General features: G+C 60.6%; 17 protein-coding genes and 2 tRNA genes. 7 read left to right on the top strand and 12 right to left on the bottom strand.

The window, feature by feature from the left end; all coding sequences use genetic code 11:
- Positions 1-167: 167 nt before the first annotated feature.
- From AB4O16_RS19125 to nadE, 3 genes are all read left to right on the top strand, one after another.
- Positions 168-1,079 (top strand): LysR family transcriptional regulator, encoded by a 912-nt coding sequence (locus tag AB4O16_RS19125; protein WP_150813606.1) that lies wholly within the window; start codon positions 168-170, stop codon positions 1,077-1,079.
- A gap of 206 nt (positions 1,080-1,285) precedes the next feature.
- Positions 1,286-2,512 carry a nicotinate phosphoribosyltransferase gene (gene pncB, locus AB4O16_RS19120; RefSeq protein ID WP_460155546.1) on the top strand — a complete coding sequence of 409 codons (1,227 nt, stop codon included), beginning with the start codon at positions 1,286-1,288 and terminating at the stop codon, positions 2,510-2,512.
- Between the two features lie 4 nt (positions 2,513-2,516).
- The gene (gene nadE, locus AB4O16_RS19115; protein WP_160390508.1) at positions 2,517-3,344 is read left to right on the top strand and encodes an ammonia-dependent NAD(+) synthetase; all 828 of its coding nucleotides are present in this window, start codon (positions 2,517-2,519) and stop codon (positions 3,342-3,344) included.
- 202 nt (positions 3,345-3,546) lie between these two features.
- On the opposite strand, the gene azu is transcribed toward nadE, so the two are convergent.
- A complete protein-coding gene (azu, locus tag AB4O16_RS19110; RefSeq protein WP_007973294.1) occupies positions 3,547-3,993 on the bottom strand; it encodes an azurin in 447 nt (148 codons plus the stop codon).
- Positions 3,994-4,337: 344 nt separating this feature from the next.
- On the opposite strand from azu, the gene AB4O16_RS19105 reads away from it, so the two are divergent.
- The gene (locus AB4O16_RS19105; RefSeq protein ID WP_460155545.1) at positions 4,338-4,925 is read left to right on the top strand and encodes an LOG family protein; all 588 of its coding nucleotides are present in this window, start codon (positions 4,338-4,340) and stop codon (positions 4,923-4,925) included.
- Positions 4,926-4,993: 68 nt separating this feature from the next.
- The gene (locus AB4O16_RS19100; protein WP_110660080.1) at positions 4,994-5,185 is read left to right on the top strand and encodes a hypothetical protein; all 192 of its coding nucleotides are present in this window, start codon (positions 4,994-4,996) and stop codon (positions 5,183-5,185) included.
- Positions 5,186-5,339: 154 nt separating this feature from the next.
- Here the strand turns inward: AB4O16_RS19100 and AB4O16_RS19095 are convergent, their stop codons facing one another.
- The 11 genes from AB4O16_RS19095 to rnr form a co-directional block, all read right to left on the bottom strand.
- Complete coding sequence (locus tag AB4O16_RS19095; RefSeq protein ID WP_460155544.1) at positions 5,340-6,230, bottom strand: transglutaminase family protein; 891 nt, start codon at positions 6,228-6,230, stop codon at positions 5,340-5,342.
- Positions 6,230-8,716 carry a circularly permuted type 2 ATP-grasp protein gene (locus tag AB4O16_RS19090; protein WP_160390511.1) on the bottom strand — a complete coding sequence of 829 codons (2,487 nt, stop codon included), beginning with the start codon at positions 8,714-8,716 and terminating at the stop codon, positions 6,230-6,232. Before AB4O16_RS19090 ends, AB4O16_RS19095 begins: the two co-directional genes overlap by 1 nt.
- Before the next feature lie 88 nt (positions 8,717-8,804).
- On the bottom strand, positions 8,805-12,080 hold the full coding sequence (locus tag AB4O16_RS19085) for a transglutaminase family protein (protein WP_460155543.1): 3,276 nt from the start codon (positions 12,078-12,080) through the stop codon (positions 8,805-8,807).
- A gap of 365 nt (positions 12,081-12,445) precedes the next feature.
- Complete coding sequence (locus tag AB4O16_RS19080; protein ID WP_160390513.1) at positions 12,446-14,749, bottom strand: YgiQ family radical SAM protein; 2,304 nt, start codon at positions 14,747-14,749, stop codon at positions 12,446-12,448.
- Between the two features lie 217 nt (positions 14,750-14,966).
- On the bottom strand, positions 14,967-16,364 hold the full coding sequence (gene dnaB / locus AB4O16_RS19075) for a replicative DNA helicase (protein ID WP_034149637.1): 1,398 nt from the start codon (positions 16,362-16,364) through the stop codon (positions 14,967-14,969).
- Between the two features lie 120 nt (positions 16,365-16,484).
- Positions 16,485-16,931, bottom strand: coding sequence for a 50S ribosomal protein L9 (gene rplI / locus AB4O16_RS19070; RefSeq protein ID WP_046039839.1), 447 nt, complete (start codon positions 16,929-16,931; stop codon positions 16,485-16,487).
- 19 nt (positions 16,932-16,950) lie between these two features.
- Entirely contained in the window at positions 16,951-17,844 is an 894-nt protein-coding gene (locus AB4O16_RS19065) for a YybS family protein (protein WP_160390514.1), read from the bottom strand.
- Between the two features lie 36 nt (positions 17,845-17,880).
- Complete coding sequence (gene rpsR / locus AB4O16_RS19060) at positions 17,881-18,111, bottom strand: 30S ribosomal protein S18 (RefSeq protein ID WP_002551829.1); 231 nt, start codon at positions 18,109-18,111, stop codon at positions 17,881-17,883.
- Between the two features lie 28 nt (positions 18,112-18,139).
- Positions 18,140-18,562 (bottom strand): 30S ribosomal protein S6, encoded by a 423-nt coding sequence (gene rpsF / locus AB4O16_RS19055; RefSeq protein ID WP_003217491.1) that lies wholly within the window; start codon positions 18,560-18,562, stop codon positions 18,140-18,142.
- Positions 18,563-18,845: 283 nt separating this feature from the next.
- The gene (gene rlmB / locus AB4O16_RS19050) at positions 18,846-19,613 is read right to left on the bottom strand and encodes a 23S rRNA (guanosine(2251)-2'-O)-methyltransferase RlmB (RefSeq protein ID WP_160390515.1); all 768 of its coding nucleotides are present in this window, start codon (positions 19,611-19,613) and stop codon (positions 18,846-18,848) included.
- Positions 19,610-22,246, bottom strand: a complete 2,637-nt coding sequence (gene rnr / locus AB4O16_RS19045) for a ribonuclease R (RefSeq protein WP_460155542.1) — start codon at positions 22,244-22,246, stop codon at positions 19,610-19,612. The genes rlmB and rnr overlap by 4 nt, the downstream gene beginning before the upstream one ends.
- 224 nt (positions 22,247-22,470) lie before the next feature.
- On the opposite strand from rnr, the gene AB4O16_RS19040 reads away from it, so the two are divergent.
- A tRNA-Leu gene (locus tag AB4O16_RS19040) sits at positions 22,471-22,557 on the top strand.
- A gap of 168 nt (positions 22,558-22,725) precedes the next feature.
- A tRNA-Leu gene (locus tag AB4O16_RS19035) sits at positions 22,726-22,812 on the top strand.
- The last annotated feature ends 128 nt before the right edge of the window (positions 22,813-22,940 follow it).

Below are 22,940 nucleotides of genomic sequence, written 5' to 3'. Positions count from 1 at the left end.
CCTCAAGCAAAAGACAGAACACGTGCAGCCGGAAATTCACGGCTGATCAGACCTGTAGTTTTAGCTGCCCGGAGGTTACTCAACAAACGACCATTAAGAGAGATATCATTCCGTTTATTCATGCTGTGCATTGCTGGCAATAAAGAGACAAGAACCAAGGACCGCCCATGCTGAATAAACGCTACTTGCCATCGATCGCTGCGTTGCAGTGCTTCGAGGCCGTCACCCGGCATTTGAGCTTCACCCGGGCCGCCGAAGAGCTGAACCTGACCCAGAGCGCCGTGAGCAAACAGGTCGCGCAACTCGAAGAGCTGTTGCAGCACCTGCTGTTCCGTCGGGTGCGCCGCCGCCTGCAGATGACGCCAGCCGGCGATCTGTACCTGGTTGAGGTGCGAAAAATCCTTACCCAGGTGGAGATGTCGACCCATTACCTGCGTTCCTACGGTGGCGAAACCGAAGTCCTGCGGGTTTCGACGCCTCCTACTTTCGGTGCACGCTGGCTGGTACCGCGCCTGAAAGGCTGGCGCCTGCGGCATCCATCGATTCACCTGGACCTGTGCAGCGAGCAGGAAGCCGACGATCTGCTGCAAGGGCGCAGCGACCTGGCGTTCTACTTCGGCCAGGGTTCGCGGCCCGGCACCGAGTGCCTGAAGCTGTTCGGCGAAGAGCTGGTGCCCGTATGCGCCCCCGGCAGCCTGCCGGACACGCCGTTCACCGACCCGACGCAACTGACCGACCTGGTCCTGCTGCAAAACGCCTCGCGCCCCCAGGCGTGGCATGACTGGTTCGATCACCAGGGTTATCACACCGAGCACAGCTACCACGGCCCGCGTTTCGAAACCTTCTATATGTGCATCCGCGCCGCCCAGGTTGGCTGCGGAGTGGCGTTGTTGCCGCGCTTTCTGGTGGAAGAGGAACTGGCTGACGGCAAGCTGGTCATTCCCTGGCAGCATGCAATGCCCAGCACCGACGCCTATTACCTGGCGTACCCGGAGCACTCGGCGGAAGTGCCCAAGGTGCGGGACTTCGTGAAGTGGATGCTGGAACAGATCGATAGCCCTGAGATGTCGCAAATTTAGGGGTGCACGCCGTACCTGTGGGAGCTGGCTTGCCAGCGAAGGCGTAATACCGGTCAAAATTGATTTTGAATGTGCCGACCTCTTCGCGGGCAAGCCCGCTCCCACAGGGATCTAGAGTGATCCAAGAAATCGCTGGCAATCCAGCCCTCTGATATGCGCCACTAGCGCCACTGATCAATACCGCTGCAACGCTGGAGATTCCCGTTATGAGCGAGAGTGTATTTGCCGATCGCATCGTGCAGAACCTGCTCGACACCGACTTCTACAAGCTGACCATGATGCAGGCGGTGCTGCACAACTACCCCAACGTCGAAGTCGAATGGGAGTTTCGTTGCCGTAACAGCGAGGACTTGCGCCCCTATCTGGCGGAAATCCGTTTCCAGATCGAGCGCTTGGCCGAACTGAGCCTGAGCGCCGATCAATTGAGCTTTCTGGAGCGCATCAGCTTCCTGAAGCCGGATTTCCTGCGTTTTCTCGGGCTGTTTCGCTTCAACCTGCGCTACATCCACACCGGCATCGAAAACGGTGAGCTGTTTATCCGCCTGCGTGGCCCCTGGCTGCATGTGATCCTGTTCGAAGTGCCGCTGCTGGCGCTGGTCAGCGAGGTGCGCAACCGCTATCGCTACCGCGAAGTCGTGCTGGAGCAAGCCCGCGAGCAGCTCTACCGCAAGTTCGACTGGCTGAGCGCCAACGCCAGCAGTGATGAATTGTCCGAATTGCAGGTGGCCGATTTCGGCACCCGTCGCCGTTTTTCCTACCGAGTGCAGGAAGAAGTGGTGAATGTGCTCAAGCACGATTTCCCCGGACGCTTCGTCGGCACCAGCAACGTGCACCTGTCCGGGGAACTGGACATGAAACCCCTGGGGACCATGGCCCACGAGTGGATCATGGCGCACCAGCAACTCGGCCCGCGGCTGATCGACAGCCAGATCGCCGCACTCGATTGCTGGGTCCGCGAATACCGGGGCCTGCTGGGGATTGCCCTGACCGACTGCATCACCATGGATGCCTTCCTCGGCGATTTCGACCTGTTTTTCGCCAAGCTTTTCGACGGTTTGCGCCACGACTCGGGCGACCCGGTGGTTTGGGCGGAAAAAGCCATCGCCCACTATCACAGGCTCGGCATCGACCCGATGAGCAAGACGCTGACCTTCTCCGACAGCCTGACCCTGCCCAAGGCCCTGGAGATATTCCGGGTGCTGCGCGGTCGGATCAATGTCAGCTTCGGCATCGGCACCAACCTGACCTGTGACATTGCGGGTGTCGAACCGATGAGCATCGTGCTTAAAATGACCGCCTGCAACGGCCAGCCGGTGGCGAAGATCTCCGACGAGCCCGGCAAGACGCACTGCAAAGACCCGAATTTCGTCGCTTACCTGCGACACGTTTTCCAGGTTCCTGCCGCCCTTTCAAGTACATCAAGCAAGGAGTGAATTCATGCAAGCCGTACAGCGTGAGATTGCTGAACAGCTCAAGGTCCAGCCGCCATTCGCCGACGAAGCAGCGCTAGAAGCCGAAGTCGCCCGGCGGGTGACCTTCATTCAGGACTGCCTGGTCAACTCCGGGCTCAAGACCCTGGTGTTGGGCATCAGTGGCGGTGTCGACTCCCTGACCGCCGGCCTGCTGGCCCAGCGCGCCGTGCGTGAACTGCGCCAGCGCAGCGGCGACGCCGCCTACAAATTCATCGCCGTGCGCCTGCCCTACGAAACCCAGTTCGATGAGCACGACGCCCAGGCATCGGTGGACTTCATCAAGCCGGACGAGCGCCACACCGTGAACATCGGCCCGGCGGTCAAGGCCCTGGCCAATGAAGTGGCGGCCTTCGAAGGCAAACATGCAGTGTCGGTGGATTTCGTGCTCGGCAACACCAAGGCGCGCATGCGCATGGTCGCCCAGTACACCATCGCCGGCGCGGCCCATGGCCTGGTGATCGGCACTGATCACGCGGCGGAAGCGGTGATGGGGTTCTTCACCAAGTTCGGTGACGGCGCCTGCGACCTGGCGCCACTGAGTGGCCTGGTGAAAAACCAGGTCCGCGCCATCGCCCGCAGCTTCGGCGCGCCGGAGTCGTTGGTGGAAAAAGTCCCGACCGCCGACCTCGAAGACCTGTCGCCCGGCAAACCGGACGAAGCGTCCCATGGCGTGACCTATGCCGAGATCGATGCGTTCCTGCACGGCAACCCGGTACGCGAGGAAGCGTTCAAGATCATTTGCGATACGTACAACAAGACCCATCACAAGCGGGTTATGCCGTTTGCGCCTTGATTGGTGATTGAATGAAAAAGCCCGCTGAAGTGTTGAGCTTCAGCGGGCTTTTTCTTTGGCCAGAACATGCGTCGATGCTTCTGGCCTCATCGCGGGCAAGCCCGCTCCCACAGGATTTCAGGTGTTCACAAAAATTGTGTCCGACACAGAACCTTGTGGGAGCGTGGCTTGCCCGCGATGAACGATGACGCGGTGTGCCTGTTTACTTCAGGGTCACGGTGCCTTTCATCATCGAGATGTGGCCCGGGAACGAGCAGAAGAACCCGTACTTTTCACCGGCCGCGAGCTTGGACACATCGAAGGTCACCGAATCGGTTTCGTTGGCGCCGATGATCTTGGTGTGGGCGATCACGCGGGCGTCGCCTTCCTTCAGGTAGTTCTTGTCGATGCCGGCGCTCAGGCCATCGGTGGCGATCGGCTGCATGTCGGCTTCTTTACTCAGCACCCAGTTATGGCCCATGACGTTCTTCGGCAAGCTGCCGGAGTGCTTGAGTTCCACGGTAAACGTCTTGCAGCTCTTGTCGATTTCAATGGCCTTCGTGTCGAAAGACATCTGGTCGGTGGAGTCGACAGTGACTTTGCACTCTGCAGCCATCAGTTGGCTGCTGGCCAGTGTCAACAGGGATACCGCAACAAGTTTGGCAAACATGGTGAATCTCCAAGGCAGGGTTAACGAAATCGCGAATGGACAGAAGACTGCCTGAAAACTTCGCAAGTTCATATGACTTGAATCAAAAATTGTATACAACTTTCGGGCTATGAGCCCGATGCAAACTATCTAACGGCCAAGTGTCTGGTCCGGGCCTATCATCAGGCCGTCCCCCTTCAAATGGAACATCTGTCATGTCGATCAACAGTCTGTTGTGCAGTTTGCTGGCCGCCTACGCTTGCGGCGCCAGCGGTACGTACGAAACCCGGGAACACCAAGTCTAGCCCTTGGAGTACGGTGCGCCTGGCTTTACTCTGTGGCCTTGATCGACCATGGAGCAAGGCATGTCTTTAACATCCGTCTGTGTATTTTGTGGCGCCAGCACCGGCACCAACCCGGCTTACCGCGAAGCCGCCGTGGCCCTTGGCCGGGCTCTGGCCGAACGCAAGCTGACTCTGGTTTATGGCGGCGGCGCCGTGGGCTTGATGGGCATCGTCGCCGACGCGGCCCTGGCGGCCGGCGGTAAAGTGATCGGCATCATTCCGCAAAGCCTCAAGGACAAGGAAATCGGCCACAGCGGCCTGACCCGCCTGGAAGTGGTCGATGGCATGCATGCGCGCAAGGCGCGGATGGCCGAGCTCGCCGATGCCTTTATCGCCCTGCCCGGTGGCCTTGGCACGCTCGAAGAATTGTTCGAAGTCTGGACCTGGGGCCAACTCGGCTACCACGGCAAACCGCTGGGTTTGCTGGAAGTGAACGGTTTCTACAGCAAACTCACCGGTTTTCTTGATCACATCGTCGGCGAAGGCTTCGTTCGCGCGCCGCACCGTGACATGCTGCAGGTGAGCGAATCGCCGCAAACACTGCTCGACGCTCTCGATAGCTGGCAGCCGAGCGTACCGCCGAAGTGGGTCGAGCAAAAACCCGACTAACGACTCGGCACCGATACAGGGCAGAATACGCGCCGCTCAACCTCACCTTCGACCCCAGAGGATCGCCCATGGCTAAACCCAATTATTCCTTCGCCAAACGTCAGAGAGACTTGGCCAAGGAGCAGAAGAAAGAGGAAAAGCTTCAGCGCAAGAAAGCTACAGCTGAAGAAGAAGCCGCCGCACTGAACCCGGAAGCAGAAGGTGAAGTGGCCGCAGAAAGTGATGTTGAAGCACCGAAAGATCAGGCGCCCGACGCCTGAGACCCTCAGGGCCCGATGATCTGATCAGGCCCACCGGATCCTCTGTAGGAGCGAGCCTGCTCGCGATGGTCGTTAATGATGACGCGGGAAACCGGGAGAATCGCGGTGCCCTAGCGTTTTTCCCGAGCAAGCTCGCTCCTACAGTGGATCGTTGTTAATCCAGTGGCATCACGGTGACTCGCACTTCCGGGTCGTGATTACCACCCCCCAGAATCACCCCCCGCAACGGCGAAACATCGGAGAAATCCCGGCCCCAGGCCAGGGTGATGTGCTCCAGTGCCGGCTGCACATTGTTGGTCGGATCGAAGTCCACCCACCCCAGCACCGGACAAAACACCGAGACCCAGGCGTGCGATGCATCTGCGCCGATCAATCGCGGCTGGCCCGGTGGTGGCTGGGTCAGCAGGTAGCCGCTGATGTAGCGCGCCGCCAACCCTCTGGAACGCACGCAGGCGAGCATCAGGTGAGCAAAGTCCTGGCAAACCCCGCGTCGACGCTCCAGCACTTCCACCAGCGGCGTCGCCACTTGGGTCGCCTCGGCATCGAAGGTGAACTCGCTGAAGATTTTCTCCATCAGCGCCTGCACGCCGAGCAACAACGCTCGACCGGGCGGAAAACAGCTTTGCGAGAACTCGACGAAGTTTTTCTTCAAATGCACATACGGCGATTCAAACCGGTATCGGCAGGCTTCGAGCAACTCGGGTGACAGCGCTTGGCTGCTGTAGGTCAGCGCGCCACGGGTCTGTTCCCACGCCGGTGACAGATTGAAGTCCAGCGCAGGTCGGGGCAGCACTTCAATGGTCAGGCTGGCATTGACCAGCAATTCATCGTGAGGACGCTCGAATGCCAGCCGGGTCAGCGGATTGCCGAAGACATCCAGCTCATCGCGGCGCGAGGTCGGCTGCGGGCTGATCTGCAGTTTCCGGTCGGTGCAGCGCTGCCAGGCACAAGGTCGCGGCCACAAATGCGCCAGTTGCTGAGCCAGGGACACCGGGCTGTCGTAGTGATAATGGGTGTCGTGGAAAATCTGGTAGTGAGCGCTCATCAGACGGACACCGTGCGCTGGCTGACATCGTCGACATGGGCGAAATGCCGCAACGCCAGGCGATCGGACACCTGCCCGCTGGCGTCGGCGATCTCTTGCAGCAGTGCGGCCAGCCCCCCGATCGCGGCGCGAACACTGGCGTCGCCGAACAGCGGGTTCTCCAGGCAGCCGAGATCGAATCGCGCCAGTCGCTCGACCAATTGCGGCAGCGCTGCTTCGCGCGGCACGCCAAAGTCATCGTTGAGGCGCTTGAGGGTGCGGGTCACCAGTTTCAACTGGAACAACACGGCGTGAGGGTTCTGCTCATCGAGCAACAGCAGGTCGAGCACCGGGATCAACTGCGCCACCGCCAGGTATCGAGACCGGTAGGTGATGCTGCTGTTGCCCAGTTCCAGCAGCCATTCCAGCCCGGCCTGGTCGAAAGCCCCGGCGCCCCGAAGGAACGCCGCCAGGCTGCCGCTGAGAAATTGCAGGCGCTCGATCCGCCGGCCAATCATCAGGAAACGCCAGCCTTCGTCCCGGGTCATGTCGTCCAGGGCAAAGCCCGACAACGCCGCCAGGGACATCACCAGCCGGTTGAGGAAGTCCAGCAACTCGCCGAAATCCGGCTCTTCGGTTTCCAGCTCCATGGCTTCGCGCTGCAACTCCACCAATGCCTGCCAGTTTTCCCGCGAGAGCTTGCCGCGCACCTGGGATGCGGCCCACTGCAGGCGTTGCAGGTTGGAACGCAGGCTGAACGGCCAGTCATCGCCGAGCAACGCCGCCAACAGGCGCTCGGGCAACTCGCCCTCCTCGGGCAGCAACATCAGCCGTTCGCCGAGATCCACCGCGGCCTGCAGGGCTTGCGGGTCGTCGCCGTCGACATAGCGCGCCAGCATGATGCGCAGCAAACGGGCACTGTCATCGCAACGTTCGCAGTAACGACCGAACCAGAACAGGTTTTCCACCACCCGCGACGGCAGGTACGGATCGCGCCGCACCAGGTCATGCACACCGATGTTGCGCTGGGCCTTCCATTGTTCGCCGCTGGGCGCACGCTCGCCCAGCACCCAGGTGTCCTTGCTGGCGCCACCGCGTTGCATCGACACCACTTCGGCATCGGCTTGCGCGGCGACCCGGGTCAAGCCACCGGGCAGTACCCGATACCCCTCGCGGCTGGCCACCGCATACACGCGCATGCCGATGGCGCGGGGTTGCAGCTGACCGTCCTCGGCTTGCCAGATCGGCGCCTGGGACAATTGCGCGAGTTCTTGCGCGACATAGGCGTATGGCCGAGCCTGCATGCGCTCGGCGAGTTCCTGGCGCTGTTTTTCACTCAGATCACGGCCAAATACCGGTGCAAAGCTTTGAGACGGAAACGCCGGTTTGATCAGCAGCTCCGGCAGCTTTTCCAGGGCCTGGGCCAATACCGGCGCTTCGCCGCACCACCAGGTGGCGATGGACGGCAGGATCAGTTCTTCGCCAAACAGGAATTGATTGATCTTCGGCAGGAAACCCAACAAGCCCGGTGATTCCAGTACACCGCTGCCGAGGGCGTTGGCCACCAGCACCCGCCCCTGCCGCACGGCTTCAAGCAGCCCCGGCACGCCGAGGGCCGAGTCGGTACGCAGCTCCAGCGGGTCGCAGAAATCATCGTCGAGCCGACGCATGATCGCGTGGACCCGACGCAGGCCACTCAGGGTCTTCAGGTAAACCGTGGCGTCGCGCACCGTCAGGTCGCCGCCCTCCACCAGCGGATAACCGAGCTGGCGAGCCAGATACAGATGCTCGAAATAACTTTCATTGAAACGTCCCGGCGTCAGCAGCACCACCAACGGCGCGTCCCCGTCACTCGGGGCCTGCCGGGCCAGGGTTTCCTGCAAGGTGCGGAAGAACCCGGCCAGGTGCTGCACTTTCAGATCGCGGTACAGCTCGGGAAAGGCCCGGGACACAATCGTGCGGTTTTCCAGCGCATACCCGGCCCCCGAAGGCGCCTGGGTACGATCCGCCGTGACCCACCAGCGGCCATCGGGTGTGCGCGCCAGATCCACGGCATACAGATGCAGAAAGGCTCCGTCGGGCGGACTGATGCCCTGGCAGGGCCATAGGAAGTTGTTATGGCCGAATACCAGCTCCGCCGGCAGCAGCCCCTCGGCAATCAATCGTTGCGGACCGTAAAGGTCAGCGAGCACGGCATTGAGCAAGCGCGCCCGCTGAGCGATGCCGGCCGACAACTGCTGCCACTCGTCAGCCGCGATGACATGGGGCAATAGGTCCAGCTCCCATGGCCGGTCCGCGCCCTTGGGGTCGGCATAGACGTTATAGGTAACGCCGTTTTCCTGGATTTGCCGGGTCAGCAACGCCTGACGCTGCACCAACTGCGCCGGCGTGCTGCGTTGCAACTGCTCGAACAGTCGGCGCCAGTGCGCGCGCACGGCGCCACTGTCGTCGAGCAGTTCGTGATAGGTGCCCGCCGTGAGCGGGTAGCGGTCTAGCAGGTCAGGCATGGAAAGCTCGGCAGACAGCAATGAACGGTCAGACTAGCGCAGGCTCGTGACGCCCGGATAGACGAAAAACCCGGGCGTCGCGGACGGTCTAGAAACGTCGCAAATCGAGCGTCATCGGCAACTCGTCGTTAATGTCCGCAATCGGTACAGGAATTTTCCCCGGCGTGTGTCCGATACGGAAGAACCGCGCCATACGCCGGCTCTCCGCTTCATTGGCGTTCACCGGCAAGCTGTCGTAGTTGCGCCCGCCCGGGTGGGCGACGTGGTACTGGCAACCGCCCAGCGAGCGCTGCATCCAGGTGTCGAGCAGGTCGAACACCAGCGGCGCATGGACCGGAATGGTCGGTTGCAGACAGTTGGCCGGTTGCCACGCACGAAAGCGCACACCCGCGACGAATTCCCCTACACGTCCGGTCGGCTGCAAGGGCACCGGAATGCCGTTGCAGGTCAACAGGTAACGCTGAGGCGGCAAGCCACTGAGCTTGACCTGCAAGCGCTCCAGCGACGAGTCTACGTAACGCACCGTGCCGCCCATGCCGCCCTCTTCGCCCAGCACATGCCAGGGCTCGAGCGCCTGGCGCAGTTCCAGCGCAATGCCACTGACGGCGTAATCGCCCACCTTGGGAAAACGGAACTCCAGGTGCGCGGCGAACCATTCGGCCCGCACCGGATAACCGGCGGCATTGAGGTCGACGATGACATCGGCGAAGTCTTGCTCGATAAAATGCGGCAACAGGAAGCGATCGTGCAGCTCCGTGCCCCAGCGCGCCAGTTTCGGCGGTGCGTAGGGCTCGCGCCAGAACCGCGCGACCAGCGCCCGCAGCAACAGCTGTTGCGCCAGGCTCATGCGCGCATGGGGCGGCATCTCGAATGCACGCAGCTCCAGCAACCCGAGGCGCCCGGTGGCACCGTCCGGCGAATAGAGCTTGTCGATGCAGAACTCGGCGCGGTGGGTGTTGCCGGTGACATCGATCAGCAGGTTGCGCAGCAGTCGATCCACCAGCCATGGCGGACATTCTTCACCCACTTCAGGCATCTGTGCGAAGGCGATTTCCAGTTCATACAATGCATCGTTGCGCGCTTCGTCGACACGCGGTGCCTGGGATGTCGGACCGATGAACAACCCGGAAAACAGGTAGGACAGCGACGGATGGTTGTGCCAGTAACTGATCAGGCTGCGCAGCAGATCCGGGCGACGCAGAAACGGCGAGTCCCCCGGTGTCGCGCCACCCAGCACGAAATGGTTGCCGCCGCCCGTGCCGGTATGCCGGCCGTCGATCATGAATTTCTCGGTGGTCAGCCGGGTCTGGCGCGCTTCTTCGTAGAGGAACTCTGTGCGCTCGACCAGCTCATCCCAGGTCGCGGACGGCTGCACGTTGACCTCGATCACCCCCGGGTCCGGGGTGATGCGGAAATTGCCCAGGCGCGGATCGCTCGGCGGCTCATAGCCCTCCAGCAACACCGGACACATCAGCTCTTGCGCGGTGGCTTCGATGGCCGTGACCAGTTCGAGGTAGTCCTCGGCCCGCTCCAGCGGCGGCATGAACAGGTACAACCGGCCTTCCCGCGCCTCGGCACAGAACGCCGTACGGGTCAGCCAGTCGGCGGATTCGTCGACCTTCGGTGCGCGCTCTTGCAGCTCGGCGAGCTCGCCCTGGCTTTGCAGTTGTGCGGTGTCGGGCAGCGGCGGGAAGTCTTGATTCGGGTCTTGCGGATGAATGAACGGATACTCCGCCGCTTTCACCCAGGGTTGCGAACCCAGCGGCAAGCGATAACCCAGCGGCGAGTCCCCCGGCACCAGTCGGCAGTGCTCGTCGCGCAGATACCAGCGGCCGCTCTGCCATTGATCGCCCTTGGCGGTGCGCGCCAGCGGCAGGACCTGGCCGATGACCTTGTCCAGGCCTTGGCTGAAGACTTTGCGCAGACGCGCACGCTCCATGGGCTCTTCAAGACGCGAATCTTCGGCGCTGACGTTCTGCGGCAACATGCCTTCACGCCAGAGGTAATAGAAATTGTCTTCGTAGGCTGGAAACACAAATCGCGTCGGAATTTTCAAACGCTCGGCGACGCTCGCCAGAAAACGCCCGGCCAGCGCGTCATCGGCGCCGTAGTCTTGCTGTTCGTCGGCGATCAGCGCGCTGTTGTGCCAGATCGGCACGCCGTCACGGCGCCAGTAGCAATTGAGCGACCAGCGCGGCAGTTGCTCGCCGGGGTACCACTTGCCCTGCCCGAAATGCACCAGCCCCTTGGGCGCGTAGTGCTTGCGCATGCGCTGGAACAGTTCGGCGGACAAGCGCCGTTTATCCGGCCCCAGTGCCGCGGTATTCCACTCGGCGCCATCCGGATCGTCGATGGACACAAAGGTCGGCTCGCCGCCCATGGTCAGGCGTACATCGCCTTCGAGCAGGTCGGCATCGATCTGCCGGCCCAGGGCCTGGATCGCCTGCCACTGATCGTCGGTGTAGGGCTTGGTGACCCGCGGGGCTTCCCAAATCCGCTCAACCGACATTTCGTGGCTGAATTCACACTCGCACGGTTCCACCAGGCCACTGATCGGCGCCGCAGAGGAGGGGTCGGGACTACAGGCCAACGGAATGTGTCCTTCACCGGCAAACAGCCCGGACGTCGCGTCCAGGCCGATCCAGCCGGCACCGGGCAAGTACACCTCGCACCAGGCATGCAGATCGGTGAAATCCACTTCGGTGCCGGACGGACCGTCGAGACTCTTGACGTCGGCGGTCAGCTGGATCAGGTAACCCGAGACGAACCGTGCCGCCAAGCCCAGATTGCGCAACAGCTGCACCAGCAACCACGCGGAGTCGCGGCACGAACCGCAGGCGTGTTCAAGGGTGTGTTCAGGCGTCTGGACGCCCGGCTCCATGCGGATCAGGTAGTCGATGTCGTCGCTCAGGCGCTGGTTGAGCGCGACGAGAAAATCCACGGCGGGCAACGGGGTGCGGTCGATGCCGTCGAGATAGGCCTTGAACTTCGGCGTCAGGGGCAGGGTTTCCAGGTACGGCGCCAGTTCCTTGCGCTCATCGGCGGCATAGGCGAAGGGAATTTGTTCCGCGTAGGGTTCGAGGAAGAAGTCGAACGGATTGAAAATCGCCATTTCTGCCAGCAGATCGACTTCGATCCGCAGCTCTTCGGTTTTCTCCGGGAACACCAGCCGCGCCAGGTAATTGCCCTGAGGGTCCTGCTGCCAGTTGATGAAGTGCTGTTCGGGGGAGACTTTCAACGCATAGGACAGAATCCGCGTGCGGCTGTGAGCGGCGGGACGCAGGCGAACGATCTGCGGGCCGAGCTCGACAGCGCGGTCATAGCGGTAATGCGTGACATGGTGCAATGCGACATGAATCGACACGGCGTGCCTCCTGCGAGCCTTGAGCGTATGGGAAAGCGCGCAAGACTTATGCCATCCAGTGGCGCTGGCGCTTTCCCCCGTTACAGGAGGCAGTACAGCACCAAAATCGGGCGATGCGAGGAAATGGGTTGAGGTAGTTGCGCCTTAATGTGGCGAGCAGTTGCTGAAAGGTTGAATGAGCCGGCCTCATCGCTGGCAAGCCAGCTCCCACAGGTTTATCTGCCGCTCACAATACTGTGGCCATTGAAGATCCTTGTGGGAGCTGGCTTGCCAGCGATGAGGCCTATGGCTTCAACACATTTCCTATGCCTGAAAATGCAAAACGCCAACCCGAAGGTTGGCGTTCTGTTCAGCTCAAGCGCGGTTTAGCGCGGCACGACCGGCTTGCGAGCCGGCTTCGGCCCCTTGCCCTTGGCCGCGTCCTTGCGCTCCTTGGCCGCCTGCTGGTTACGGGCGAACGCCGCAGCCTTGGCTTGCTCACGCTTGTCCCACGGGTTGCCGCCATCGCTGGCGCGCGGTGGCAGGCCGGTGTGCTGGGTGAGGATCTTGGTGGTCTTTTCTCCTGCAACCTTGTGGCTGCCGGCCGGCGTCGAGTTCTTGCGACGGGCGCTCTGGTAGCTGTCGGTCGACGGCTGGTGCAACGGGATAAGCTGGTTCTTGCCAGGCCCGATCAGGTCGGCGCGGCCCATGCGGGTCAGCGCTTCACGCAGCATCGGCCAGCCTTTCGGGTCGTGATAACGCAAGAACGCCTTGTGCAGGCGACGCTGCTCTTCGCTCTTGACGATGGTCACCGCGTCAGACTTGTAAGTGACCTTGCGCAGCGGGTTCTTGCCCGAGTGGTACATCGCGGTGGCGGTGGCCATCGGCGACGGGTAGAACGCCTGCACCTGGTCGGCACGGAAGCCGTTGCCCTTGAGCCACAAGGCCAGGTTCATCATGTCTTCATCGGTGGTGCCCGGGTGGGCGGCGATGAAGTAAGGAATCAGGTACTGCTCCTTGCCCGCTTCCTTGGAGTACTTCTCGAACATGCGCTTGAACTTGTCATAGCTGCCGATGCCCGGTTTCATCATCTGGTTGAGCGGACCTTCCTCGGTGTGTTCCGGGGCGATCTTCAGGTAGCCACCGACGTGGTGGGTCACCAGTTCCTTGACGTACTCCGGCGACTCGACCGCGAGGTCATAGCGCAAGCCGGAAGCGATCAGAATCTTCTTCACACCCGGCAATTCACGGGCACTGCGGTACAACTGGATCAGCGCCGAGTGGTCAGTGTTCAGGTTCGGGCAGATGCCGGGGAACACGCACGATGGCTTGCGGCACGCGGATTCGATTTCCGGGCTCTTGCAGGCGATGCGGTACATGTTCGCGGTCGGGCCGCCGAGGTCGGAGATCACGCCGGTAAAACCCGGGACTTTGTCACGAATCTCTTCGATTTCGCGAATGATCGACTCGTGGGAACGGTTCTGGATGATCCGGCCTTCGTGCTCGGTGATCGAGCAGAAGGTGCAGCCGCCGAAGCAGCCACGCATGATGTTCACCGAGAAGCGGATCATGTCGTAGGCCGGGATCTTCTCCTTGCCGTACGCCGGGTGCGGAATGCGCGCATAAGGCATGCCGAACACGTAGTCCATTTCTTCGGTGGTCATCGGAATCGGTGGCGGGTTGAACCAGACGTCGACTTCGCCATGCTTCTGTACCAGCGCACGGGCGTTGCCCGGGTTGGTTTCCAGGTGCAGCACGCGGTTGGCGTGGGCGTAGAGCACCGCGTCATTGCGGACCTTCTCCACCGACGGCAAACGGATCACGGTCTTGTCGCGGGTCATGCGCGGGCTGGCCAGGATCTGTACGACCTTGGCTTCCTGCGGGTCTTCAACCGGGCCCTTTTCCTGCTCGATGGCGCAGGCTTGGGTGTCCTGGGTGTTGACGTACGGGTTGATGATCTTGTCGATCTTGCCCGGACGGTCGATGCGCGTGGAGTCGACTTCGTACCAGCCTTGCGGCGTGTCACGACGGATGAACGCGGTGCCGCGCACGTCGGTGATGTCTTCGATCTTGTGACCGTAGGACAGGCGCTGGGCAACCTCGACGATGGCCCGCTCGGCGTTGCCGTACAGCAGGATGTCGGCGCTGGCGTCGATCAGGATCGAGTTGCGCACCCGGTCCTGCCAGTAATCGTAATGCGCGATGCGGCGCAGGGACGCTTCGATGCCGCCAAGTACGATCGGCACATTTTTGTAGGCTTCCTTGCAGCGCTGGCTGTAGACCAGGCTGGCGCGGTCCGGACGCTTGCCGGCCATGCCACCCGGCGTGTAGGCGTCGTCGGAACGGATTTTCTTGTCCGCGGTGTAGCGGTTGATCATCGAGTCCATGTTGCCGGCCGCGACACCGAAGAACAGGTTCGGCTCGCCGAGCTTCATGAAGTCGTCTTTGGACTGCCAGTTCGGCTGGGCAATGATCCCGACGCGGAAGCCCTGGGACTCCAGCAGCCGGCCGATGATCGCCATGCCGAACGACGGGTGATCGACGTAGGCATCACCGGTGACGATGATGATGTCGCAGGAATCCCAGCCGAGCTGATCCATCTCCTCCCTGCTCATGGGCAGGAACGGCGCTGGCCCGAAACATTCGGCCCAGTACTTGGGATAGTCAAATAACGGCTTGGCTGCTTGCATGTCGATAACCGGTGTTGGCTTTCATTGAATTTCGCGGGCGCGGAATATAGCACATTTTTTGACCAATTCCGACGACTGTGGTCGGAAATTGCGTCGACCCCATCGCGAGCAAGCGCGCTCCCACAGGGTTCTGTGTGATACCAAAATAGCAGGTACACCATAAATCACTGTGGGAGCGGGCTTGCCCGCGATGGGGCCGGGTCAGACGATGAAAAACTTACTCGTCGTCGTCGAAGTTATAGCTACCCGGCGCCAGGTTCTCGAAACGGGTGTACTTACCGATGAACGCCAGGCGGATAAAACCGATCGGGCCGTTCCGCTGCTTGCCGATGATGATCTCGGCAATGCCCTTGTGCTCGGTTTCCGGGTGATACACCTCGTCTCGGTAAACGAACATGATCACGTCGGCGTCCTGCTCGATCGCTCCGGATTCCCGGAGGTCGGAGTTGATCGGACGTTTGTTCGGCCGCTGCTCCAGGGAACGGTTGAGCTGGGACAGCGCCACCACCGGGCAGTTGAATTCCTTCGCCAGGGCTTTCAAGGAACGCGAGATTTCGGAAATCTCGTTGGTCCGGTTGTCACCGCCGGAACCTGGAATCTGCATCAACTGAAGGTAGTCGATCATGATCAGGCCGATGTCACCGTGCTCACGCGCCAGGCGTCGGGTACGCGCACGCATTTCCGATGGGCTGATACCGGCGGTGTCGTCGATGAACAGCTTGCGGTCATTGAGCAGGTTGACCGCCGAGGTCAGGCGCGGCCAGTCGTCATCTTCCAACTGACCGGAACGCACCTTGGTCTGGTCGATCCGGCCGAGGGACGACAGCATACGCATGACCAGCGATTCGCCTGGCATCTCGAGGGAATACACCAGAACAGCCTTGTCGCTGCGCAGTACGGCGTTTTCCACCAGGTTCATCGCGAAGGTGGTTTTACCCATCGACGGACGACCGGCGACGATGATCAAGTCAGCCGGCTGCAGACCGCTGGTCTTCTCATCAAGGTCGGTATAGCCAGTGGACAGGCCGGTAATGGCGTTGTCTGTGTTGAACAGCGTGTCGATGCGATCGATGGCTTTGGTCAGCAAATCGTTCACGCCCACCGGGCCACCGGTTTTCGGCCGGGCCTCGGCAATCGCGAAGATCTGGCGCTCGGCTTCGTCGAGAATCTCTTCGGCGGTGCGACCTTCCGGGTTGAAGGCGCTGTCGGCGATCTCGGTGCTGATGCCGATCAGTTGGCGCAACGTCGCGCGCTGACGGACGATCTGCGCATAAGCCTTGATGTTGGCGACGGACGGGGTGTTTTTCGCCAGTTCGCCGAGGTAACCGAGGCCACCCACTTGCGACGTCTGACCTTCCTTGTCCAGTTGTTCGGCAAGGGTCACGACGTCAATCGGGGAGTTCTGATCCGCCAGCTTGGCGATCGCACGGAAAATCAGACGGTGGTCATGTCGATAGAAATCGCCGTCGGAGACTTGATCGAGCACGCGTTCCCAGGCGTTGTTGTCCAGCATCAGACCACCGAGTACAGCCTGTTCGGCTTCGATGGAATGCGGCGGCACTTTCAGCGCGGCGGTTTGCAGATCGTATTGCTCAGGAGCGGAGATTTCGTTCATGGCCACTTGGAATCAGATGTAAAAACGGGGATGCCAGAAAGACAAAGGGCACGACCTGTAAACAGGATCGTGCCCGATGTTACCGGCAAGCACCCGAGGGTGCCAGCCGACAAGTGCTGCTTAAGCTGCTACCACGACAACGCGTACGGTGGCTTCAACTTCGGCGTGCAGGTGCACGGCTACGTCGAATTCGCCTACGTTGCGGATGGTGCCGTTCGGCAGACGAACTTCGCTCTTCTGCACTTCAACGCCGGAGGCGGTCAGTGCGTCAGCGATGTCGTGAGTACCGATCGAACCGAACAGCTTGCCTTCGTCGCCAGCGGTGGCAGTGATGGTCACTTCCAGCTCGGCCAGTTGGGCAGCGCGGCTTTCAGCCGAAGTTTTACGATCTGCTGCTGCTTTTTCCAGCTCTGCACGACGCTCTTCGAACGCAGCCAGGTTGGCTGGGGTCGCAGCGGTAGCTTTGCCGTAAGGCAGCAGGTAGTTACGACCGTAACCAGCCTTAACGTTCACTTTGTCACCCAGGTTGCCCAGGTTGGTGACTTTTTCCAGAAGGATCAGTTGCATGTGAAAATCCTCTTAACTTTTAACCTTCACCGTTCGCGTTATCGGCATCTTTCGGTGCCGAACGACCGCGAAAATCAATCAGGCTGTCGACGATGGCCAGGACCACCAGCAACGGATAGATCAGTTGCATGAACAGCAACAGCGTCACGTACAACCCCACCAGCCAGAACCTGGCCAGTCGCTTCTGCGCCACCAGCCCGTGAATCAGGGCCAGCCCGGCGAACACCAGCGGTACGCTGCACAACGGCGTCAACATGGCCATCTGCGAACCGAGATTCGGCCCCAGAAGCATGCACGCCAGCAGCAACATCGCCGGCAACAGCGGGAAGCGGATGGCGCGAAACTCGCGACCAAAACCGCCCGGGTTATACAACAACGCCTGCCAGTAGCGCCCGACAAGCAGGCTCAGCAAGCTGACGATTTGCAACAACGCCGCAATCAGGCCGGTCAGGACCGGTGCAATCAGGGACGCGAAACGCGCTTGTTCGTCTACCGACAACTTCTGGTAGACGTCACCGAGTAGCGACGGCATGACTTTTATCAAAGCCTGCGCCAGCATCTCGATCTGGGGAGCAAAAGCCGTCCCCAACACCACTGAAAACACCACTCCCATCGCTATGCTGACCAGCAGCACGCGGTTCCAGGACTCGCTTGCGCGCAAAACCAACGCAAGGCTCGCAGACCCCAGCAGCACCAGAAGTGCCCGTGGGTCGTCGGAGTAAAGCCACCAGATCAATGCCGGCAGCAGTCCCAGAGCAAGAACGCCCAGGGCGTCCTTCAATCCGCGCCGCAGGAGCACAAGGCATCCGGCGGCAGCACCCAACCAATACAACAACGGCAATGCCGCACATCCAGCCACTACCAGAGTGGCCTGCACACGGCCCCGCATGATGAACTCAGCTAAGGCACGCATACATTCAATCCTTTGCTACGTGTCGACTGCCCGGTCTCAGCGGCCGTGGCTGTCGGTGTAGGCCAGCAGGGCCAGGAAGCGGGCGCGCTTGATAGCGGTGGCCAGCTGACGCTGATAACGAGCTTTGGTACCGGTGATGCGGCTTGGAACGATTTTGCCGGTCTCGGATACGTAGGCTTTCAGAGTGTTGAGATCTTTGTAATCGATCTCTTTCACGTCTTCAGCGGTGAAGCGGCAGAATTTACGACGACGGAAGAAACGTGCCATTTGATAGGCTCCTTAAAAGGTCCGTGGATTACTCGTCAGCGTTATCGCTGTTGTCGCTGTCATCACTGTCAGCGCTTTCAGCGCCTTCGTGCTCAGGACGGTCGCGACGCTCACGGCGCTCACTGCGGTTTTCTTCAGCCTTGAGCATCTCGGATTGGCCGGTAACGGCTTCTTCGCGACGGATGACCAGGTTACGGATCACTGCATCGTTGTAGCGGAAGTTGTCTTCCAGCTCGGCCAGGGCCTTGCCAGTGCACTCAACGTTCAGCATCACGTAGTGAGCCTTGTGAACATTGTTGATTGCGTAGGCCAGTTGACGACGGCCCCAATCTTCCAGACGGTGGATTTTGCCGCCGTCTTCTTCGATCAGCTTGGTGTAACGCTCAACCATGCCGCCGACTTGCTCGCTTTGATCCGGGTGGACCAAAAAGATGATTTCGTAATGACGCATGAATGCTCCTTACGGGTTGTAGCCTGCCGCTCAAAAGCGGTCAGACAAGGAGTGAATGACACTTATGGACTTGCGTGGGTAAGGCACATGAATGCCTGCCGTCACAGCAAGGGGCGCAATTGTAGAGAAGGGGCGAAGGAGGCGCAAGGTAATTGGTGATTAATTGAGCAGCCGCCATTTACCACACCCCGTTGGAGCCGGCTTGCTGGCGATCGATGCGATTGGGTATGTCAGACACACCGAGGTGCATGGATCGCCAGCAAGCCGGCTCCTACAGGCTGGATCAGGGCTTCTTGGCAGCAGCCTTGGCTTTGACACTGCGCTGGCGTTGCGCTTCGAACAGGCAGACACCGGTTGCAACAGAAACGTTGAGACTGCTGACGCTCCCCCCCATCGGCAGGTTCACCAGGTAGTCGCAATGTTCGCGGGTCAGGCGACGCATGCCTTTGCCTTCGGCACCCATGATCAGGATGGTCGGGCCGGTCAGGTCCTGGTCATACAGGCTAACCTCAGCTTCACCGGCCGTACCGACAACCCACAAGCCGCGCTGCTGGAGCTTTTCCAGGGTGCGCGCCAGGTTGGTCACGGCAACCAGCGGAATCACTTCCGCCGCGCCGCAGGCGATTTTTCGCACAACCGGCGTCAGCGTCGCCGACTTGTCCTTCGGCACGATCACTGCCAACGCACCCGCCGCATCAGCCGAACGCAGGCAAGCGCCGAGGTTGTGCGGATCGGTCACGCCGTCGAGCACCAGCAACAACGGCGCGCCGTCGGTGCGATCGAGCAACTCGTCGAGCATCGCCTCGCCCCAGACCTGGCTCGGACTCACGTCCGCGACCACACCCTGGTGCACGCCTTCAACCCAGGCGTCCATTTCGCGGCGCTCGGCCTGGCCGACCTGGACCCGGTTTTCGTTGGCCAGCTCGATCAGCGTCTGGACCCGAGGGTCATTGCGACCTTCGGCCAGCCAGATCTGCTTCACGCGTTTCGGGTGATGACGCAACAACGCCTCTACAGCATGTACGCCGTAGATCTTTTCCAACTGACTCATGGCTTGGCCTTAGGTTTACGCGCCCCGCCACTCTTGGCTGGAGCCGAGCCCGCTTTTGGCGGACCTTTACGATGTTTGCTCGGTTTGGCTGGCTTGCCGCCGACGGCCTTCTCAGGCGTCGACCGACTGGTCTTTCCCCCAGACGCCGCTTTACCGCCGCTTTTCGCACCGGCCAGCAACGCCTGTTTCATTTCACGACTTTTGCGCACTTCGGCATTTTTCGCCGCCGCATCGCTCGGGCGATAGGCTTCGACAGCCTTTTCCTTGGCAGGACGACGACCGGTTTTCGCCGGGGCCGGCTCTGCTTCCGATTTTTTGGAAGACGCGGCAGGTGCTGCGGTTTCAGTGCCACGCTTCTTGCGACCGATCGGCGCGCTGATGGTTGTTTCGGCCATCTCGAAGTCGATCTTGCGCTCGTCGAGATCGACGCGCATGACCCGCACTTCAACGGTGTCGCCAAGGCGGAAGCTGCGACCGGTACGCTCACCGGCCAGGCGGTGGTGCACAGGATCGAAGTGGTAGTAATCGCCCGGCAGCGCGGTGACGTGCACCAGGCCTTCGACGTAGATATCGGTCAGCTCGACGAACAGGCCAAAACCGGTCACCGCGGTGATCACGCCGGGGAACGACTCGCCCACGCGATCTTTCATGAACTCGCACTTGAGCCAGTTCACCACGTCGCGGGTCGCTTCGTCGGCACGGCGCTCGCTCATCGAGCACTGCTCGCCGAGCTGCTCCAGAGCCGCTTCGTCGTACGGATAAATGCGCGCTTTCGGAATGGTCATCGCGCCGGCACGGCGAACGTGCGGGGTGTTCTGCTTCGAATGGATCACACTGCGAATCGCCCGGTGCGTGAGCAAGTCCGGGTAGCGGCGGATCGGCGAAGTGAAGTGCGTGTACGCCTCGTAATTCAGGCCGAAGTGGCCCTGGTTATCGGCGCTGTACACCGCCTGGCTCAACGAGCGCAGCATGACGGTCTGGATCAGGTGGAAATCCGGACGATCCTTGATACCGGCCAGCAATGCTTGGTAATCCTTCGGCGACGGACCGTCCTTGCCTTTGTGCAGGGACAGGCCGAGCTCGCCGAGGAAGGCGCGCAGCTTTTCCAGACGCTCCGGCGGCGGACCGTCGTGAACGCGGTAGAGCGCAGGGATTTCGTGCTTCTTCAGGAACTCGGCGGTGGCCACGTTGGCCGCCAGCATGCATTCCTCGATCAGCTTGTGCGCATCGTTGCGCACGGTCGGACGGATTTCGGCGATTTTGCGCTCGGTACCGAAAATGATCCGGGTTTCCTGAGTTTCGAAATCGATCGCGCCACGCACGTGACGTGCCGCCAGCAACACCTTGTACAGCGAGTACAGCTGCTTGAGGTGCGGTACCACGTCGGTGTACTCGCCGCGCAGCTTGCGCCCTTCGGTAGCTTTCGGCGTTTCCAGCATCGCGCTGACCTTGTTGTAGGTCAGGCGGGCATGGGAGTGAATCACTGCTTCGTAGAAGCAGTAGTCAGTCATTTCGCCGGATTTGGAGATGGTCATCTCGCAAACCATAGCCAGACGATCGACTTGTGGATTCAGCGAGCACAGGCCGTTGGACAGCTGCTCAGGCAGCATCGGAATTACGCGCTCAGGGAAGTACACCGAGTTACCGCGAACCTGCGCTTCAGCATCCAGCGCCGAACCGAGCTTCACATAACTGGATACGTCGGCAATCGCCACGTACAGCTTCCAGCCACCCGAGAACAGGCGCAGCTTGCCCGGACGGGCTTCGCAGTACACCGCGTCATCGAAGTCGCGAGCATCTTCGCCGTCGATGGTGACGAACGGCAGATGACGCAGGTCGATGCGCTTCTCTTTGTCTTTCTCTTCGACTTCCGGCTTGAGCTTGCCGGCTTCCTTGAGCACGGCGTCAGGCCAGACGTGAGGAATGTCATAGGTACGCAGGGCGACGTCGATTTCCATGCCCGGCGCCATGTAGTTGCCCACGACTTCAACCACGTCGCCTTGCGGCTGGAAGCGTGGCGTCGGCCAGTGAGTGATCTTCACTTCAACGAACTGACCGATCTGCGCGTTGGCATTGCGGCCCGGCGTCACCAGCACTTCCTGCTGGATTTTCGGGTTATCGGCAACCACGAAGCCGATGCCGCCCTCTTCGAAGTAGCGACCGACGATCGTTTCGTGAGCGCGAGACACCACTTCGACGATCATGCCTTCACGGCGACCACGACGATCCAGACCGGACACACGCGCCAGGGCACGGTCACCGTCGAACACCAGACGCATCTGCGCCGGGCTCATGAACAGGTCGTCACTGCCGTCGTCCGGAACCAGGAAGCCGAAACCGTCGCGGTGACCGCTGATGCGGCCCAGGATCAGGTCGAGCTTGTCCACCGGCGCATAAGTGCCGCGACGGGTGTAGATGAGTTGAGCATCGCGCTCCATGGCGCGCAGGCGGCGGCGCAGGGCTTCGATCTGGTCTTCAGTGCTCAGACCAAACTCTTCGACCAGTTGCTCGCGGTTTGCGGGCGAACCTCGATCAGCAAGATGCTGAAGGATCAGTTCGCGGCTAGGAATGGGGTTTTCATATTTTTCCGCTTCACGAGCGGCCTCGGGATCGAGGGACTGCCAATCGGCCATTAGAGAGTTTTCACCTTGTCTATATGCGGGTTAGTTTGGCATAGGCGTAATGAAACGGGAAATTTCAGGCTAAGGGAGCCCGTCTAAAGCCCTTTATCGACACTGCAAAGCTGATTTGAAGACCACTGGCGAAATTTTCCAGGTTTTTTTGATGCTGGGGGTTTACAGTTAAAAAGACGCTCCGTATAGTGCGCGCCATCGACGACGGCAACGTTGCCGATACTGCCCAGATGGTGAAATTGGTAGACACGCCAGCTTCAGGTGCTGGTGACCGCAAGGTCGTGGAAGTTCGAGTCTTCTTCTGGGCACCAATTTCGAGCTTGAGATTAGATCAATTTCAAGGCTCACACAAAAACCCGCGAAAGCGGGTTTTTGCATTTTCGGCCGCTGGTTTATTAATTTTTAAAATCAGGGGTTTACAGATCAAAATGCTCTCCGTATAGTGCGCCACATCAACAGCGGCAACGCTTACGATGAATGCCCAGATGGTGAAATTGGTAGACACGCCAGCTTCAGGTGCTGGTGACCGCAAGGTCGTGGAAGTTCGAGTCTTCTTCTGGGCACCAATTCAAATTCAAGGTTACGACCTTGAGTTTCACAAAAACCCGCGAAAGCGGGTTTTTGCGTTTCTGCCTTCTAAAAAGCAGCACACCCCCCTCTGTAGGAGCGAGCTTGCTCGCGAAGAACTTTCAAA

This window comes from Pseudomonas sp. S2_H10 (assembly GCF_054668285.1).
Note: the sequence above shows the minus strand (reverse complement) of the source record. Positions and strands in the feature narration are given on the sequence as shown.

Coding starts and splice junctions, on each gene's coding strand:
- rnr (WP_460155542.1), bottom strand. CDS start 22,246: ATGGCCGATTGGCAGTCCCTCGATCCCGAGGCCGCTCGTGAAGCGGAA.
- rlmB (WP_160390515.1), bottom strand. CDS start 19,613: ATGAGTCAGTTGGAAAAGATCTACGGCGTACATGCTGTAGAGGCGTTG.
- AB4O16_RS19105 (WP_460155545.1), top strand. CDS start 4,338: ATGTCTTTAACATCCGTCTGTGTATTTTGTGGCGCCAGCACCGGCACC.
- nadE (WP_160390508.1), top strand. CDS start 2,517: ATGCAAGCCGTACAGCGTGAGATTGCTGAACAGCTCAAGGTCCAGCCG.
- AB4O16_RS19065 (WP_160390514.1), bottom strand. CDS start 17,844: ATGCGTGCCTTAGCTGAGTTCATCATGCGGGGCCGTGTGCAGGCCACT.
- AB4O16_RS19090 (WP_160390511.1), bottom strand. CDS start 8,716: ATGCCTGACCTGCTAGACCGCTACCCGCTCACGGCGGGCACCTATCAC.
- rpsR (WP_002551829.1), bottom strand. CDS start 18,111: ATGGCACGTTTCTTCCGTCGTCGTAAATTCTGCCGCTTCACCGCTGAA.
- AB4O16_RS19095 (WP_460155544.1), bottom strand. CDS start 6,230: ATGAGCGCTCACTACCAGATTTTCCACGACACCCATTATCACTACGAC.
- rpsF (WP_003217491.1), bottom strand. CDS start 18,562: ATGCGTCATTACGAAATCATCTTTTTGGTCCACCCGGATCAAAGCGAG.
- AB4O16_RS19100 (WP_110660080.1), top strand. CDS start 4,994: ATGGCTAAACCCAATTATTCCTTCGCCAAACGTCAGAGAGACTTGGCC.
- pncB (WP_460155546.1), top strand. CDS start 1,286: ATGAGCGAGAGTGTATTTGCCGATCGCATCGTGCAGAACCTGCTCGAC.
- dnaB (WP_034149637.1), bottom strand. CDS start 16,364: ATGAACGAAATCTCCGCTCCTGAGCAATACGATCTGCAAACCGCCGCG.
- AB4O16_RS19080 (WP_160390513.1), bottom strand. CDS start 14,749: ATGCAAGCAGCCAAGCCGTTATTTGACTATCCCAAGTACTGGGCCGAA.
- azu (WP_007973294.1), bottom strand. CDS start 3,993: ATGTTTGCCAAACTTGTTGCGGTATCCCTGTTGACACTGGCCAGCAGC.
- rplI (WP_046039839.1), bottom strand. CDS start 16,931: ATGCAACTGATCCTTCTGGAAAAAGTCACCAACCTGGGCAACCTGGGT.
- AB4O16_RS19125 (WP_150813606.1), top strand. CDS start 168: ATGCTGAATAAACGCTACTTGCCATCGATCGCTGCGTTGCAGTGCTTC.